This is a genomic window from Vibrio bathopelagicus (genome assembly GCF_014879975.1).
GTDB classification, from domain to species: Bacteria; Pseudomonadota; Gammaproteobacteria; order Enterobacterales; family Vibrionaceae; genus Vibrio; species Vibrio bathopelagicus.
This window is the reverse complement of record NZ_CP062500.1, coordinates 2,930,831-2,945,374: the sequence shown is the minus strand read 5'-3', so window position 1 is coordinate 2,945,374 and position 14,544 is coordinate 2,930,831. Positions and strand designations below refer to the sequence as shown.

The window sequence follows — 14,544 nt, the reverse complement described above, 5'->3', positions numbered from 1 at the left end:
GCTCTAACAAGACCAATACCAACAAACCTAAGGTTACACCGCTAGATATGTCACAAACACACGCACAATACCTGCAAGAGATGGGCATCAGCCAATGGGAGCTCAGTCACCCAGAGCGCTTGGCTGGCTACGAATCTGAATTGATTCCGCTATCGAGCGACTGCAAGTTACTATTGGTTTCGCCTGATAAACCTCAGGAAGATCTCGCCGTGATGTTTGAACGCGTACTTAAAAGTATCAAGATCGACTTATCTCAGGCTTTACACCTTCAACCCCAACATTTATCTGCTGTGGAATTAGGTTCGGTTGAATGGGTGTGGTTTGCTGGTTGTGAATCTGCCCATGAACTGAAGGCTAAAACACTTCAATCTCCATTACTGTCTGACATTAACGGTAATAACCAACATCGCCGCGACTTATGGCAACAAATTTGTGCTTATGACTAATCAATTATTACCAACTTCAGAACAACACCTCGACGCTATTTGGCAGATTGAACAGGCTGCGCATTCTCATCCTTGGTCTGAAAATATGATCCGTGATCTTAATAGCCGTGGAGGAAGCCACCGTGTTCTTGAGGTGGATGGAGAGGTTGTCGGTTATTTCTATGCTCAGAACATTGTCGGTGAAGTTACTTTGCTGACGATAGCGGTTGACCCAAAGCAGCAAGGTAAAGGCTACGGCAAAGCTTTAGTTGAACACTTTCTTGATATGTGTGAACAAGCTGACGCTGAAAGTGCTTGGCTGGAAGTTCGTGAAAGTAATGTGAATGCTTTCAATCTTTACGAGAAGGCTGGCTTTAATGAAGTCGATCGCCGTCGTAATTATTACCCAACCAAGCAAGGCAATGAAGATGCGATCATTATGAGCTATCTTTTTCTGGCCTTTAGCTAGTCATATTATGTCTTTTAGCTAACCCTAGATAGCTAACCACAGAATCAGTAATAAAATAGGGTGTAAACTGACCCTTTAGAAAGTGACACGCTTTCTGTATAATCCGCACACAGAATTCAAGGGCAAGTATTATCTACTTGCCCTTTTTACGCTTTAGATCAGCAAAGGGCGACTATGTCTTTCCAACAAGAAGTGAGCAAACGTAGAACGTTTGCAATTATCTCTCACCCGGATGCGGGTAAAACCACGATTACTGAAAAAGTTCTTTTATTCGGAAACGCGATTCAAAAAGCGGGTACCGTAAAAGGCCGTGGCTCTAACCAGCACGCTAAATCTGACTGGATGGAGATGGAAAAAGAACGTGGTATCTCGGTAACTACGTCTGTAATGCAATTCCCATACAACGATTGCCTAGTAAACCTACTCGATACTCCAGGACACGAAGATTTCTCGGAAGATACGTACCGTACACTAACCGCGGTTGACTCTTGTTTGATGGTTATCGATGCTGCAAAAGGTGTCGAGGATCGTACTCGTAAACTGATGGAAGTAACGCGTCTACGTGATACACCAATCGTAACGTTTATGAACAAACTTGACCGTGATGTTCGTGACCCAATGGAAGTGCTAGATGAAGTGGAAAGCGAGCTAGGTATGGCTTGTGCTCCAATCTCTTGGCCTATCGGTTGTGGTAAAGAGTTTAAAGGCGTTTACCACATTCACCGTGATGAAACGATCTTGTATGAATCTGGCCACGGCCATGAGATCCAAGAAGTTCGCATCATCAAAGGTCTAGATAACCCTGAACTGGACGAAGCTGTCGGTGAAGATCTGGCGAGCAGCGTTCGTGAAGAGCTTGAATTGGTTATCGGCGCATGCCCTGAGTTTGATCACGAACTGTTCCTTGCTGGCGAGTTGACTCCGGTTTACTTCGGTACTGCATTGGGCAACTTCGGTGTTGACCACATGCTTGACGGCCTAACTCGATGGGCTCCAGCACCTCAAACGCGTCAAGCGAATGAGCGTGATGTTGAAGCTACTGAAGAAAAGTTCTCTGGTTTCGTCTTTAAGATCCAAGCAAACATGGATCCAAAACACCGTGACCGTATCGCATTCATGCGTATCGTATCGGGTACTTACGACCAAGGTATGAAGATGAACCATGTTCGTACTGGTAAGAACGTGAGTATCTCAGATGCGGTAACCTTCATGGCAGGTGACCGTGCGCGTGCTGAAAAAGCATACGCTGGTGACATCATTGGTCTGCATAACCACGGCACAATCCAGATTGGCGATACTTTTACTCAAGGCGAAAGCTTGAAGTTTGCAGGTATTCCTAACTTTGCGCCTGAACTGTTCCGTCGTATCCGTCTGCGCGATCCACTGAAACAGAAGCAACTTCTAAAAGGCTTGGTTCAGCTTTCTGAAGAGGGTGCGGTTCAAGTATTCCGTCCTTTGCAAAATAACGATCTGATCGTTGGTGCAGTTGGTGTACTTCAGTTTGATGTGGTTGTAGCGCGCTTAAAAGCGGAATACAACGTTGAAGCGATTTACGAAGGTGTGAACGTTGCAACAGCACGTTGGGTTGAATGTGATGACGCTAAGAAACTAGAAGAATTCAAACGTAAGAGCCAAGCTAACCTAGCGTTAGATGGTGGTGATAACCTGTCTTACATTGCACCAACAATGGTGAATTTGAACCTAGCTTCTGAACGTTTCCCAGAAGTTCAATTCCGAGCGACGCGCGAGCACTAATTACTCTGCGCTCTATTCGAGTTAAACAAAAACGTCTATTGTTCTGCAATAGACGTTTTTTTATACGTGTTATTTGAGGTTAGAGGCGTGAGGCAAGTATGTTCAGTTGGATAAAAGCTTGGATTAAGAAATACGATAAGTGGTGCGAAGAGCTTGGCTTAACGCCTGAGAACAAGCGTAGCTGTGTGGCTTATCGCCGTGATCCTCAAGGAAAACAAGCAGAGAGTGGGGAAAATGACGCCGCAATTAAGTGAATTTCCGCTGTTTGACACTCATTGCCATGCGGACTTTGACACCTTTGAGCAAACTATTGCACTTGATAAAGGTATTGAAGGTTACGTTAAAGAGGCGAAACAAGCACAAGTCGACAAGCTGCTGATTCCTTCTATTGGCCAGAGTAATTGGAGGAAGCTTGATGAAATCGCTCAATCTCACCCCAATGTTTACTACGCATTAGGCTTCCATCCTTACTTTTTAGAGCAAGCGGAGGATGAGCAGTTTTTGGAACTTCGCCAATTACTCTCTTCAAGAACGAGCCAATGTGTTGCGATAGGAGAGTGCGGACTCGACTTCTTTGTGGATGTAGATAGAGACAAGCAAGAGCGTTTTTTCATCCAACAAATGGAACTCGCGAAGGCATTTGAACTACCTTTAATCATCCATGAAAGGAAGTCTTACAACCGACTTATTGAGCTAATAAAACAGCACAAATTCACTTTGGGTGGCGTGATTCACGGCTTTTCGGGGAGTGAGCAGCAAGCTTTGGCGTGGATCAAGCTCGGTTTCTATATTGGCGTCGGTGGAACGATAACTTATCCAAGAGCACAGAAAACGCGCACAACTATCGCTAAATTGCCCCTTGAATGCTTGGTGTTGGAAACCGATGCTCCCGACATGCCTATGCACGGAAACCAAGGAAATGTTAATCATTCCAAACATTTAGTTACGATATTAAATGAACTTATTTTGCTTAGAAATGAGACAAAGCAATCGGTTGCAGCGCAAATGTGGCAAAATAGCCATCGTGCATTCGGTATATGTGAATAAAATCGAAGGTTTTTGTTTATCGTTTGCGTAAATTGCATTGAGCTTGTGATTTGGCTCACATTTGTGTGTGAATGGTACATGAATCTTGTACGAAAGTGTGAGGATGGCATTACTTTATTAGTGGTCGCATGAGTATAATTGCCTCCGCTTTATAGCCCCATTTTGTAACACGCCAATAAATAACTAATAAGGAAGTCATAAACTATGAGCCTGTTTATGAGCCTCGTCGGAATGGTTGCACTGATTGCAATCGCAGTACTACTATCTGACAACCGCAAAGCTATTAATCTAAGAACAGTGGGTGGCGCTTTCGCTATCCAATTCGCACTTGGTGCATTCGTACTTTACATCCCTTGGGGTCGTGATCTACTTGCAGGTTTCTCTGCTGGTGTAGCAAACGTGATCGACTACGGTAAAGACGGTACTGGTTTCCTATTCGGCAGCCTAGTTAACTTCTCAGTTGACGGTATCGGTTTCATCTTTGCTTTCCAAGTACTACCAACTCTGATTTTCTTCTCTGCACTTATCTCTGTACTTTACTACATTGGTGTAATGCAAATTGTAATCAAAGTTCTTGGTGGTGGTCTTCAGAAAGCTCTAGGTACTTCTCGCGCCGAGTCTATGTCTGCAGCAGCAAACATTTTCGTTGGTCAAACAGAAGCACCTCTAGTTGTTCGTCCTTTTGTTCCTAAAATGACTAACTCTGAACTATTCGCAGTAATGTGTGGTGGTTTGGCTTCTGTAGCTGGTGGTGTACTAGCAGGTTACGCATCTATGGGTGTACCTCTAGAGTACCTAGTTGCAGCGTCATTCATGGCAGCACCTGGTGGTCTACTATTCGCTAAAATCATCAAGCCTGAAACAGATACGCCAGACGATAACATCGCTGACGAAATGGACGGTGGCGATGACAAACCAGCTAACGTTATCGACGCAGCAGCAGGTGGCGCATCAGTTGGTCTACAACTAGCTCTTAACGTTGGTGCAATGCTACTAGCATTCATCGGTCTAATTGCTCTAATCAACGGTATCCTTGGTGGCATCGGTGGTTGGTTCGGTATGGAACACCTAACTCTAGAACTTCTTCTAGGTTGGATCTTCGCACCGCTAGCATTCATCATTGGTGTTCCATGGGAAGAAGCAACTATCGCTGGTTCTTTCATTGGTCAGAAGACAGTTGTTAACGAATTCGTTGCATACCTAAACTTCGTACCATACATCGGTGAGAACGCTCAAATCGTTGAAGCGACTGGCCAAGCAATGTCTGTTAAGACTCAAGCAATTATCTCGTTCGCTCTATGTGGTTTCGCAAACCTTTCTTCAATTGCGATTCTTCTAGGTGGTCTAGGTGGTATTGCACCAAGCCGTCGCCACGACATCGCTCGTATGGGTGTTAAAGCGGTTATTGCTGGTACTCTATCTAACCTGATGGCAGCAACAATTGCTGGCTTCTTCCTGTCTTTCTAATCAGTTAGAAATCGATATATAGACGCCATAATAATATCGCCCCGTAGCAAGAAATTGCTGCGGGGCTTTTTTGTTTTTAGGCCCCGTGTTTTTTGCAAGAGCATGAATATATGCTCGGAGTTGAAAATGGGTCTAGAATGTTTTTTTGAGATACAAACCGTTTGCGTTCTAAGGAGCACTACAATTTATTGATGGATACCTATAATGTATAAGCTTAAGGGATAGGATGTCTCTTGTTGGCAAGAAAGTAACCGCTTAGATTTATCTAAAGGTTATTCTTCTGGGATTTAGCCAAACTTAGCGATACGCTATAGATGTTAGACACAACATGACTGATTTGTTGTGCCATAGACCAAACTGGTACTGTGCGGTGACAAGGATTGCAATTGGTAGCGAAAGTTATCAAGTCTTCAGGGAACCAAGTCCGTTCATTTGTGGCTACTGAGCATTACTAAATATCCATCTATACTGGATGGAAGGCGAAGTAGTTAACTATTTGAATATATTGATCGGAGATAGAAATGAGCGATTTAAAAGCAGCAGCTCTACGTGCACTTAAACTTATGGACCTAACGACGCTAAATGACGACGATACTACTGAGAAAGTAGTGGCGCTTTGTCATGACGCGAAGACTGCAGTTGGCAACACCGCTGCAATCTGTATTTACCCTCGCTTTATCCCAGCAGCTAAGAAAGCGTTGCGTGAGCAAGGTACTCCAGAAGTACGCATTGCGACTGTAACTAACTTCCCTCATGGTAATGACGACATCGAAATTGCTGTTGCAGAAACAAAAGCAGCGGTAGCGTACGGCGCAGATGAAGTTGACGTAGTATTCCCATACCGTGCTCTTATTGCTGGCAACGAAGAAGTTGGCTTTGAGCTAGTTAAACAATGTAAAGCAGCTTGTGGTGATATCACGCTTAAAGTGATCATCGAAACAGGTGAGCTTAAAGAAGAAGCACTGATCAAGAAAGCTTCTCAAATCTGTATCGAAGCGGGTGCAGACTTCATCAAGACTTCAACAGGTAAAGTGCCAGTAAACGCGACTCCTGAGTTCGCGCGCATGATGCTTGAAGTTATTCGTGACATGGGCGTTGCAAAAACAGTTGGTTTCAAGCCAGCTGGTGGTGTTCGTACAGCTGAAGATGCTCAAGCTTACCTAGCAATGGCTGATGAGCTATTAGGCGCTGAGTGGGCAGACAACATGCACTACCGTTTTGGTGCTTCAAGCCTACTAACTAACCTTCTTAATACATTAGAAGTGACAGACCAGACTGCTGATCCAGCAGCATACTAATTTACTCGTCATATTTGACGCCGCAGCGTTGTTGACTGCGTAAGTTCACCGGTTCGCCGGCCGTCCTAATCACATAGAGCCTCTATGCTCATAGGAATGAACTCACTGGTCGCCTAGCTGCAACGCCAAATATTTAGAGTATTGAAAATAACAAGTCTGTTTGATGGAGTGGCGTTAAGTCACTCCATATTACCTCTTTCCCTACACACCATACTCACTAGAGTTTGGGAGGCACTAATGTATCTACCTCAAGAAATTATTCGCAGAAAACGTGATAACGAAGTACTGACCACAGAAGAAATTAACTTTTTCATCCAAGGTGTAGCTAAAAACACGGTTTCTGAAGGCCAAATTGCCGCATTCGCAATGGCTATCTTTTTTAATGAAATGACGATGCCAGAACGTATCGCACTAACGTGTGCAATGCGTGATTCAGGCATGGTGATTGACTGGAGCCACATGAACTTTGATGGCCCAATCGTTGATAAACACTCTACTGGTGGTGTTGGTGACGTAACCTCTCTGATGCTTGGCCCTATGGTGGCAGCATGTGGCGGTTTCGTTCCAATGATCTCTGGTCGTGGTTTAGGCCACACTGGCGGTACGCTAGACAAGCTAGAATCTATCCCTGGTTACAACATTACACCGACTAACGATGTGTTTGGTGCCGTAACCAAAGAAGCAGGCGTGGCGATTATCGGCCAAACGGGCGACCTAGCACCAGCTGATAAGCGCGTTTACGCGACTCGTGATATCACGGCGACAGTCGACAACATCTCGCTAATCACGGCTTCAATCCTCTCTAAGAAATTGGCTGCTGGCCTTGATTCTCTAGTGATGGACGTAAAAGTCGGTTCAGGCGCATTCATGCCAACGTATGAAGCCTCTGAAGAGCTAGCAAAGTCTATCGTTGCAGTAGCAAACGGTGCTGGCACTAAAACAACAGCAATCCTAACGGACATGAACCAAGTTCTGGCTTCTTCAGCGGGTAACGCAGTCGAAGTACGTGAAGCGGTTCAATTCCTAACAGGCGAATACCGTAATCCACGTTTGTTGGAAATCACGCTAGCGTCGTGTGCGGAAATGTTGGTGCTGGGTAACCTAGTAAAAGATTCAGATGAAGCGCGTGAAAAACTGATGGCAGTACTGGATAACGGTAAAGCAGCAGAGTGCTTCGGTAAGATGGTTGCGGGCCTTGGTGGTCCAGCAGATTTCGTAACGAACTACGATAACTACCTAGAAAAAGCAGACATTATTAAACCAGTGTACGCACTTGAAAGCGGTGTAGTATCAGCGATGGATACGCGTGCCATTGGTATGGCTGTAGTTGGTATGGGCGGTGGTCGCCGCGTAGCAACAGACAGCATTGATTACGCAGTCGGTTTTGATAGCTTCATTCGCCTTGGCGAAGTAGCAAGCGATGATAAACCATTAGCAATGATTCATGCTCGCAATGAACAACAGTGGCAAGAAGCTGCGACGGCATTACAAAATGCAATCACTGTGGGCGGAGAATATACAGCAACGCCAGATGTTTACCGTCAGATTCGTTCTGAAGACGTGTAAATAACAGGTATTGGTATACCTCGCGTATACCGATAAACAGAGTTCTGGTGCAAAGAGCAATAAGTTGGTGAAGAAAATGAAAAGAGCATTTATTTTAGTTTTAGATTCATTCGGTATCGGTGAAACAGCGGATGCTGATACATTCGGCGATGTCGGTTCGGATACAATGGGTCACATTGCTGACCATTGTGATCAAGGCCTTGCAGACAACGCGGATCGTAAAGGACCACTAACGCTGCCAAACCTGTCTAAGCTAGGTCTAGCGATGGCTCACAAAGAGTCTACAGGTCGTTTTGCTCCTGGTATGGATGCAGACGCTGAGATCATTGGCGCTTACGGTCACGCTGCTGAGCTGTCTTCGGGTAAAGACACGCCATCAGGTCACTGGGAAATCGCAGGTGTACCGGTATTGTTTGACTGGGGCTACTTCACCGACAAAGAGAACAGCTTTCCAAAAGAGCTGACTGACCGCATTCTTGAGCGTGCTGGTCTATCTGACTTCTTAGGTAACTGCCACTCATCGGGTACAGAAATCTTAGATAACCTAGGTGAAGAACACATGAAGAGTGGCCTGCCAATCTTCTACACTTCTGCAGACTCTGTTTTCCAGATCGCATGTCATGAAGAGACATTCGGCCTACAAAACCTATTAGACCTTTGTCAGATTGCTCGCGAAGAGCTCGCTGACTACAACATTGGTCGTGTTATCGCTCGTCCGTTTATTGGTGCTGGTAAAGGTCAATTCGAACGTACTGGTAACCGTCGCGATCTTTCTGTGGAGCCACCTGCGGCAACTATCCTGCAGAAGCTTGTTGATGAGAAGGGCGGTAACGTTCATTCAATCGGTAAGATTTCTGATATCTACGCAGGTTGTGGTATCACTCAGAAAACCAAAGCAACAGGTATTCCAGCGCTATTTGAAGCAACTAAAGAAGCGATCACTGAAGCGGGCGACAACACTATCGTGTTCACTAACTTCGTTGATTTCGACTCAGCATACGGCCACCGTCGTGATGTTGCTGGTTACGCAGCGGCGCTTGAGTACTTCGATGGTCGCATCAATGAAATCATCGATATGATGAAAGAAGATGACGTGCTTATCCTAACTGCAGACCACGGTTGTGACCCAACATGGCCGGGTTCAGACCATACTCGTGAACATATCCCAGTGATTGTTTACGGTAACAAGGTTCCTGCTGGCTCTCTAGGCCGTCGTGATACCTTCGCTGATATCGGTCAAAGTTTAGCGTCATACTTTGGCACATCGCCAATGGGATACGGTACAAGCTTTTTATAATAGTTAGCTAGAGAGAGGGAAACCTCTCTCTTCTTTTTTGTTTTGAGATTAAGGATATTTTCAATGGCTACTCCACATATTAATGCTGAAAAGGGTGATTTCGCTGACGTTGTTCTAATGCCAGGCGATCCGCTACGTGCTAAATACATTGCTGAAACCTTCTTAGAAGAAGTGGTTCAGGTGTGTGATGTTCGTAATATGTTTGGTTACACCGGTACTTACAAAGGTCGTAAGGTGTCAGTAATGGGGCACGGTATGGGCATCCCATCTTGTTCTATTTACGCGACTGAACTGATCAAAGACTTTGGTGTGAAAAAGATCATTCGTGTCGGCAGTTGTGGTGCAGTAAGCGAAGATATTAAAGTGCGTGATGTGGTTATCGGCATGGGTGCGTGTACCGACTCAAAAGTGAACCGTATTCGCTTTAAAGGGCATGACTTTGCGGCTATCGCTGATTACAAAATGGTGCGTGCGGCAGAAGATGCAGCAAAAGCGCGTGGTGTAGACGTCAAAGTCGGCAACCTTTTCTCGGCTGAGTTGTTCTACACGCCAGATCCTGAAATGTTTGAAGTCATGGACAAGTACGGCATTGTTGGCGTAGAGATGGAAGCGGCGGGTATCTACGGTGTGTGTGCTGAATATGGCGCAAAAGCTCTGACGATTTGTACTGTATCGGATCACATCAAAACAGGTGAGCAAACCACATCAGATGAACGTCAAACCACCTTCAACGACATGATGGTTATTGCACTTGATTCTGTGTTGCTTGGTGACCAAGAATAATCATTTTTCTATAGCTTGATAAGCTAACAGATAACAAAAAGCCCCGTCGCTGCCTGAGCGTCGGGGCTTTTTATTGGTAATGATTTATTACTGAGCACTATTTCTTGGATTCTGAAGGCCATGTGATTTCAATCGAAATAATTCATCTTGCCTAATCCGAGGTTTTTATTTCGTGACTCCAAGGCTCTATGAGAGAGCTTATGAGTTTGCATTCTTAAGCAGCAAGTTCTCACCAGACTTGGTTTTTCTTCTGCGAATGAGCATGACAAACAGTACGCCACTGACAAACCCCATCAAGACCATACCGATCATGTAACGATCGCTCTTACGGTAATGGTGATCAGAAATCGCTGTCATTTTTCCTGTTTCAAAGGTCACTCGAATAAAGCCGATGATCGTTTTTTCTGGCGAGTAGATAGGTTCAACTAATTGCTGTCTGCCGATACTTGCTGTTGAAAGTGGCGTGTCTAAGCCCAGAACTTCGCGTACCGAGAGTGCTTTTTCGCTCGAAGCCAGTCGAATCCCCTCTGCATCATAGATGGTGGTATCGAATACCAGTCGATCTTGAGAAAGCTGATTGGTCAGTTCAAGCAGTCGTTCTTGATCTTGTTGGGTGATCGCTTTACTGGCCGAAAGCGAGGCCTGCGAGATAAGTAATTTAGTCAGCGTCTCTAGCTGCTTTGCTTGGATTTTCTCGTTACCTTTACTGATCACGACCGTATTTTTAATCGTTACAACGAACATAGTAGCCAGCAAAATGAGGGCTAGCATTCGTAAAGCGTTACGTATTGAGAACAATGATTCATTCATGTTTCACGAAGCCTGAAATAAACAAATGTTATGATTAAGACATATTGAGACTTGCGTTTTCAAATTGCAATAGGTTAACGTTTAGCATAGTTAATTAGGAATCATACACATGGACGCTCAGAAATATCTGCCGATTAAAAGGCATACAACATTATTAACTCGACTCCCCGAGACTCGTTTCGCTTCTCAACTCGCTAAGGCCAAAGCCAACTGGATTGTATTCGGCGAGTACTTGTCTCCCCAATCTTTTGATGACATCGACTTTTTCACAGGCACTTACAACACCATTCTTGATACATGGAAAGTTGGGCATTATGAAGTGGCGCTGATGTCTGGAAACTTAACCCCAGCACACGAAGAAATCCTACAGGCCTTAAAACTTGATTATGCTTGCCTTAGCGAGGTCCCAGACTTATCTAAGCCAGGTTTGATTGTGATGGATATGGATTCCACAGCAATTCAAATTGAATGTATTGATGAAATAGCAAAGCTAGCGGGTGTTGGAGAGTTAGTCTCTGAGATCACGGAACGAGCGATGCAAGGTGAACTCGACTTTGAACAGAGCTTACGCCAGCGAGTAGGCGCACTTAAAGGTGCTGATGAAGCTATCTTAGAACAGGTTCGTCAATCACTACCTTTCATGCCCGACTTAGTCGAACTCGTGAACACACTGAATAAGCTTGGTTGGAAAACGGCGATTGCTTCTGGTGGCTTCACATATTTCTCTGATTACTTAAAAGATACGCTTGATCTTGACCATGCACAGTCAAATACTCTCGAAATCGTTAACGGCAAACTGACAGGTGAAGTCTTAGGCGATGTTGTATCTGCGCAGACCAAAGCGGATATCTTGGTAGAACTTGCTGAAGAGTATGAATTGGAACTGCACAACACCGTTGCCGTAGGTGATGGTGCCAATGATTTGGTGATGATGCGTTCTGCTGGCTTAGGTATTGCCTACCATGCGAAACCGAAAGTAGAGCAACAAGCTCAAACCGCTGTGCGTTACGCAGGTTTAGGCGGCGTGCTGTGTATCTTGTCTGGCGTATTAGCTAAGCAGCAAAAAATTAGCTGGCAAGCGAAGCCTTAGTCATATTCGTTAAACGCTAAACAAAAGCGTATTTACAACGGACACAAAAAAGCAGGCGATGAGCCTGCTTTTTTATTTTTGTCTCTGGAATATCGATGAACTAGAGGCTTGGATTAGCGAGTTAGCTCTAATCGAATCAACACTTCATCAGTAATATCTTCTATCTCGCCATAGCCGATAAAAGCGGTAATCTCGTTCTCTAGCTTTTTCGCTTGATGCATACTGATTCGAGACAACTCTTCTAAGTCCGATTGGAACAAGCTGGTCAAAGGATTGAAGATTGGCGCTGTCGTAACTCGCAATACATACACATCACCTAAGTGTTGTGCCTTCTTAATGAATAAGATGCGTTCTTTTGCAGACGCGAAATCCTTGACCAATTTAGTATGTACGGATTGGATCTTGTCGCCAAATTTAACCGCAGCAATGTACACGTCGTGATGTTTAGGCTCGGCACCTTGAATCTTTTTCAAAGGCTCCGCTAATAGCGAGTTAGAGTGTCCTTTAAAAATAGGTTCCAGTGAAAACTTTTGGTTGTGACCAAGCTTAGCGAGCAGTGCTAGATGCTTATTCAGCGGGAAGTTCACACCAATGATCTTACAACGCAGTGTTGAGCTTGGTTTATCAATGAATATTGGGTTACTGACCATCTTGCTCAGTAAAATATTATGCAGAGATTCAAGGAGCGAGTGGGTTGGTAATATTTCTTGCTTCTTAACCAGCTTGCTTTGGTTTTGATCAATTAGGCCATTTAAGAATGCGATGGTGCGCATTGTTTTGGCGTTCTCAGCGATAACCAATTGCACATTACGACCGTTGGGGCTCACTCGAATAACATGATAAGGAACCGTGCTGAGTGGTAGCTTTTTGTCATAGAGCTGCAGCTCATTGAAGTTCACCAACACTGGGTCATTAATCTTCAAAACCATTGGGTGTTCAAGGGTAACGCTAAGACCACGTTTAGAAATGTCTAAGGTGTTTCCATTTGCAGCCGCCCCGTCTTGAGAGGTCAGCTGCAGCGGCGATTTAAATTGGTATCTCGGTTCTTTACGGCGAGTTTGAGAATCAAAGTAGATACTTTGAATATTACCCACCACTGCACGTGGATGACGGAACCGGTTTAGTTCACTGCTTGGAATGCGTGGCTTTTCACTCAATAGATAATCAGCAGCACTTTCGTGATCGCCAATTTCTTGCAAGATGCCACAGTGCGTCAGTTGCGCTGAGCTTTGAGCCAGCGTATCTGAGTGTTTCGCGAGAGCTTGTCTTTCGGTATCCGATAGTTCGAATACCGAGAACTTAAACGCTTTCCAGCTGGTGCGTTTGCCACCTACGTGCCAAAACAACTGTCTTTGTTCACGAGAGGCCTCAGGCAGCATCATCGAATAGAACAAAGTCTTATTTTGATGCTCATGAGTAAACGAATAGATGACGTTACTTGTACCTTTAACGCCAGGCTTAGCAAGCAGGTTCATTCGCTGCTCGTTAAATAGAGTTCCTAGTGCTTGCTGGTTTCGCTCATCATGCCAGTATTGCCATAATGGATGGTTGTTATCGGTTAGCAATGCCAGTTTAAGTTCGCTACCACTAAAGAACAGCGGAAGGTTACAGGTGTGCTTGAGATAAGTATGTTCGATGCCTCGAGTACGAGTTCGAATAAACCGGTCTTGATTCTCGTGACTGGTTTTCTTGCTAGAGCTATTTAAAGATTCATCAAGCAAGCGAGCAACGAGGCTTGAATCGCTAATCTTGATCGTTCTCAGGAACTTAACGGCATTATTTTCGTAAGACTCGTCAATGCCCAGTACCCGAAATTCCACTATGTCGTTGCTGTCTGTTTCCAAAGACTTCTCAACAAGCTCTGTGAATTTTACTTCGATGATTTCGCCAAGGTTATATCTAAAGGTGCTCGGTACTTTGAATTTGGCACCTGAAGGTGAAATATCGACTGTCACACCGTGTAGGCTTTGGCCTTTAGATGTGGTGATCTCAACCTGAGAACTGATCTTGAGTCGGTTTTCTTGACGTTTTAGGTCATAACCTAGGTTGATGGCTTCGGCTTCATAAGGGCTATTCGCACTGGTGATGTCGTTATTGCCTTGAGAAGAGGTTTTAACAATATTACGAAGCGGCTGAGTTCGCGGGGTCATGACTAACTCCCACGTGCCTTCGGTATAACCTTTAAATTTCTTAGTACCGCGCTGATACGCATTTAACGCAATGTCATCAAGCCAGTGTTTACGTCCGTCGAGCGTGAACTGACGGCACTCATTATCAATACGTCCGCGTAAATCAATGCTCTTTGTACACGGAGCCATGATACGATTCAGTTCCATTTTAACGAGCAATTTCAGAGACGGGGATTCACCTTCTGTCATTTGAGAAAGAAGGAAGTCAAAATCCTCAGCGTGATAGGCTGGGATGAGTCGCTCTGCTACAGATAGAATTTCAGATTGCTGCATACTTTTCTTGTTAGAATGGACGGTGCATTATTGTTATCGACGAGTTGTATTTGATCTTTAAATATTCGTGACCTC

13 protein-coding genes are annotated in these 14,544 nt (G+C 44.7%); 11 read left to right on the top strand and 2 right to left on the bottom strand.

Going from position 1 to position 14,544, the window contains the following annotated elements; genetic code table 11:
- Nucleotides 1-47 precede the first annotated feature (47 nt).
- From IHV80_RS13000 to deoD, 10 genes are all read left to right on the top strand, one after another.
- Entirely contained in the window at nt 48-446 is a 399-nt protein-coding gene (locus IHV80_RS13000; RefSeq protein ID WP_192890772.1) for a DNA polymerase III subunit psi, read from the top strand.
- Entirely contained in the window at nt 439-894 is a 456-nt protein-coding gene (rimI, locus tag IHV80_RS12995) for a ribosomal protein S18-alanine N-acetyltransferase (protein ID WP_192889320.1), read from the top strand. Before IHV80_RS13000 ends, rimI begins: the two co-directional genes overlap by 8 nt.
- A 174-nt stretch (nt 895-1,068) precedes the next feature.
- Nucleotides 1,069-2,649, top strand: a complete 1,581-nt coding sequence (gene prfC, locus IHV80_RS12990) for a peptide chain release factor 3 (protein WP_012604694.1) — start codon at nt 1,069-1,071, stop codon at nt 2,647-2,649.
- A 98-nt stretch (nt 2,650-2,747) separates the two neighbouring features.
- The gene (locus IHV80_RS12985; RefSeq protein ID WP_192889319.1) at nt 2,748-2,903 is read left to right on the top strand and encodes a DUF5363 family protein; all 156 of its coding nucleotides are present in this window, start codon (nt 2,748-2,750) and stop codon (nt 2,901-2,903) included.
- Entirely contained in the window at nt 2,884-3,696 is an 813-nt protein-coding gene (locus tag IHV80_RS12980; RefSeq protein WP_192889318.1) for a TatD family hydrolase, read from the top strand. The genes IHV80_RS12985 and IHV80_RS12980 overlap by 20 nt, the downstream gene beginning before the upstream one ends.
- Nucleotides 3,697-3,900: 204 nt before the next feature.
- Nucleotides 3,901-5,163, top strand: coding sequence for a NupC/NupG family nucleoside CNT transporter (locus IHV80_RS12975; RefSeq protein WP_192889317.1), 1,263 nt, complete (start codon nt 3,901-3,903; stop codon nt 5,161-5,163).
- 521 nt (nt 5,164-5,684) lie between these two features.
- Complete coding sequence (deoC, locus tag IHV80_RS12970) at nt 5,685-6,461, top strand: deoxyribose-phosphate aldolase (protein ID WP_004734477.1); 777 nt, start codon at nt 5,685-5,687, stop codon at nt 6,459-6,461.
- Between the two features lie 237 nt (nt 6,462-6,698).
- A complete protein-coding gene (gene deoA, locus IHV80_RS12965) occupies nt 6,699-8,027 on the top strand; it encodes a thymidine phosphorylase (RefSeq protein WP_192889316.1) in 1,329 nt (442 codons plus the stop codon).
- Between the two features lie 76 nt (nt 8,028-8,103).
- Nucleotides 8,104-9,324 (top strand): phosphopentomutase, encoded by a 1,221-nt coding sequence (locus IHV80_RS12960; RefSeq protein ID WP_192889315.1) that lies wholly within the window; start codon nt 8,104-8,106, stop codon nt 9,322-9,324.
- Between the two features lie 63 nt (nt 9,325-9,387).
- A complete protein-coding gene (gene deoD, locus IHV80_RS12955; RefSeq protein ID WP_192889314.1) occupies nt 9,388-10,107 on the top strand; it encodes a purine-nucleoside phosphorylase in 720 nt (239 codons plus the stop codon).
- Nucleotides 10,108-10,305: 198 nt separating this feature from the next.
- On the opposite strand, the gene IHV80_RS12950 is transcribed toward deoD, so the two are convergent.
- On the bottom strand, nt 10,306-10,917 hold the full coding sequence (locus tag IHV80_RS12950) for a YtjB family periplasmic protein (protein ID WP_017108777.1): 612 nt from the start codon (nt 10,915-10,917) through the stop codon (nt 10,306-10,308).
- A gap of 109 nt (nt 10,918-11,026) precedes the next feature.
- Here IHV80_RS12950 and serB point away from each other — a divergent pair, with 109 nt between their 5' ends.
- Nucleotides 11,027-12,007, top strand: coding sequence for a phosphoserine phosphatase (gene serB / locus IHV80_RS12945; protein WP_192889313.1), 981 nt, complete (start codon nt 11,027-11,029; stop codon nt 12,005-12,007).
- A 113-nt stretch (nt 12,008-12,120) separates the two neighbouring features.
- Here the strand turns inward: serB and IHV80_RS12940 are convergent, their stop codons facing one another.
- Nucleotides 12,121-14,469 carry a PilZ domain-containing protein gene (locus tag IHV80_RS12940; RefSeq protein WP_192889312.1) on the bottom strand — a complete coding sequence of 783 codons (2,349 nt, stop codon included), beginning with the start codon at nt 14,467-14,469 and terminating at the stop codon, nt 12,121-12,123.
- Nucleotides 14,470-14,544: the final 75 nt, after the last annotated feature.